Below are 2,648 nucleotides of genomic sequence, written 5' to 3'. Positions count from 1 at the left end.
CCACTCATACCGGGTGTATTCGGGCGTATCCGGCCGTGCCGCCAGGGGCCGCATCCGGCGCGGCTGGCGTGTGCCCGCACTTCGAGACAGGCGCTAGTGCTGTGTCCATGAACGTTGTCGAGAGCCTGGCAACGTTCGTGGACACACCGCTCACCGCGACCCAGCGCGACAAGTCCAGCACACACGACCTCAATCGGGGCAACGGCAACGGCGTCGTCATCCTCCTGCGTGATCAACTCGGGTTCAGAGCCACCCTTGTCAGCTTGGAACTCGTTCCGATGTGGTGGGCTCGGAAACCTCTCGCCCGCCTCTCCTTGCTAGACCAACGCTGGGTCAGCCATATCCGCCCGTTTTCGGCGAGTACTACGGGGACCCCGTCTTCACCATGCGCATGTGGGCGACTGAGCCGACGGTGATCGACTCGGCGCACTCGAAGTCGGTGATCCCGTCCTCGAAGATCCGCTCCCCCGCGCCGAGCAGCACGGGCACCACCGCCAGGTGCATCTCGTCGACCAGCCCGGCCCGCAGGTACTGCCGGACCGTGGACGCGCCGCCGCCGAGCCGCACGTCCTGACCGTTCGCGGCGTCGACCGCCTTAGCCAGCGCGGACTCGATGCCGTCGTCGACGAAGTGGAACGTGGTCCCGCCCTCCATGGTGATCGGCCCTCGGCGAAGACCCACTCGTGCAGTTCTTCGCCACGCACGCCCAGCGGGTCCTGGGCGCTCTGCTCCGGTCCGGCCCCGTAGCCGTCGAGTGAGATCGCGTAGTTGTGGACCCTCAGTCTCGCCATCGGTGGTTCTCCCCAGTTTTCGGCCCGGTTTGGGCCTGACTCCCCCGCATCGTGCCACCGCTCACCGACACTCTCCGGGTTACCAACGAAAGGTCTGTTTCGTAGGTAACTAGGGTTTCGATTAGATATCTACAACCGTGGTTGGCGGTTATATATCTGATCAACTAGGGTTGGGAACATGCAGCCAGGGTCGGATGGAAACGCTTTGTGTGGGTTCAGTCGGTGCCGCAACCCGCTCCCCCCGCCGGGACCGCGAGGCGGGCGCCCGTACGAGTTCTGCCCGGACCGGGTGTGGTCGGGAAACACCACGTGCAAGCAGTTGGCGGGGGCGGAAAGCTCGCTGCGAGCGGCGCTGGGCGTGGACCCGGGGACGCTGGCGCTGGGCGGGTTCGCCACCGACGTTCGTGAGCACGTCGAGCGGGTCATCGCGCCCGCCGATGCGCTCAAGGGGGTTCTGGAGCAGGTTGTGGCGCGCTTGGACACCGAGGTGACCTCCGCACTGTCGGCGGTGGAGTCCTCGGACAAGGCGGCCGCTGAGGATCGGGGGCTTCGGGAGCAGGCTGAACGTCAGGCCACCGAGTCCGAACAGGCCGCGGTCTCGTCGCGGGAGCTCGCTGAGGAGCATCAGGCCGCCCGGCTGGCGGCTGAACACGCTCGCGATGAGGCCGTGGCGAAGGCGCGGGCCGCTGAGCTGAAACAGGCCCGCGCTGAGTCCCGCCGCGATGCTGAACACGAGCGGGCTGAGCAAGCCGAGCATCGAGCCCGCGATTCCGCCCAGCGCGAGCACACCGCTCTACAGGCTGCTGCGGCGGCTGGTCAGGAACTGGCGTCGGTTCGCGCGGAATTGGCGGGGTTGGAGCAGCGGCTGGTCGATGATCGGGGTGCTTCCACCAAGGCTTTGGGGCGCGCTGAGGCCGCTCTCGAAGCCGCACGCGCCGATACCGCCGCGGTCCGTGCCGAGCTTGGCCGGGCGGAGGAGCGACACCGAACCGAACTCGACCGGCTCACCACCCGCGCGGAGACTCGGTTGTCGACCCTTACCCGCGAGCACCAAGACGCTGTCGCCGAGCTGCATCAGAAACTGGGTGCCGCCCTGGAGCGCGCGGCTCTCGCTGAAGCCGACGCTGCCGGGCTGCGGAAAGCCGCATCCGCCGTTCAGGCAGAAGATGAGACGCCATCCCGCGTGAGCAGGCCATGACGCGTGAGCGGGTGGGCTCCATTCAGGTGGCGGCGGTGCCGAACCACTTGGGGAGGTGGCTGAGGAGGGCCTGCTGGTCGTCACCGACCCAGGCGACGTGGCCGTCCAGGCGCAGCAGTGCGGCGGGTACGTCCAGTTCCTCGCTGACATCGGCGACGTGATCGACCCGGTCTGCCCAGCCCGCCACCGAGAGGCCGCCGGTTTGGTCGAGCAACAGCCCGCGACGAGCGCGTTCAGGCTCAGCGCGAAGGCGTCACATCTCGGTCGCGTCGTCTTCCGTGTCCTCGCCATGTATCGGATCAGCATTGATGTCGCTGCTCAACAGGGTGATGTGATCCACGACGTTCGGATTGTGCACTTCGGGTTCGGCCGGCCGTAGCCGTCCACACCATGACCAATCACGGCGACATGATCGCGGACCTGCCCAAACAGTCCAGCACCAGCCCCTTACCGCCACTTTCGCGGACTTGTTCCTCACGGGCCGGGACGACGACCTCGCCTCCCTCCACGTGAACCTCGTCCCTGCAGTTCCTGCGCGCGCGACCTTGGAGAAGATCGCGGTCCAGTGGTCGACAAGGAGCCGATCGTGAACCAGCCCGGCGAGACATGCTCACCTTCAACGCCGGACAACACTCCGGTGGGCAGGGGCGCCCCTGCCC

General features: G+C 67.2%; 2 protein-coding genes and 1 pseudogene. 1 reads left to right on the top strand and 2 read right to left on the bottom strand.

All coding sequences use genetic code 11. From position 1 onward, the window contains the following. Nucleotides 1-363: 363 nt before the first annotated feature. Nucleotides 364-681 (bottom strand): dihydrofolate reductase family protein, encoded by a 318-nt coding sequence (locus tag ACRDSQ_RS20015; protein ID WP_431423157.1) that lies wholly within the window; start codon nucleotides 679-681, stop codon nucleotides 364-366. A 399-nt stretch (nucleotides 682-1,080) separates the two neighbouring features. Here ACRDSQ_RS20015 and ACRDSQ_RS20010 point away from each other — a divergent pair, with 399 nt between their 5' ends. Further along, nucleotides 1,081-1,989, top strand: a complete 909-nt coding sequence (locus ACRDSQ_RS20010; protein WP_431423156.1) for a hypothetical protein — start codon at nucleotides 1,081-1,083, stop codon at nucleotides 1,987-1,989. Between the two features lie 22 nt (nucleotides 1,990-2,011). Here ACRDSQ_RS20010 and ACRDSQ_RS20005 read toward each other — a convergent pair. Beyond that, nucleotides 2,012-2,212: pseudogene (locus ACRDSQ_RS20005) on the bottom strand (FAD-dependent oxidoreductase); the annotation flags it as partial. Nucleotides 2,213-2,648: the final 436 nt, after the last annotated feature.

Origin of the sequence: Actinokineospora sp., assembly GCF_050699995.1 — a bacterium.
Taxonomy (GTDB): domain Bacteria; phylum Actinomycetota; class Actinomycetes; order Mycobacteriales; family Pseudonocardiaceae; genus Actinokineospora.
The sequence above is the reverse complement of the archived record's forward strand: the minus strand, read 5'-3'. Positions and strand labels throughout refer to the sequence as shown.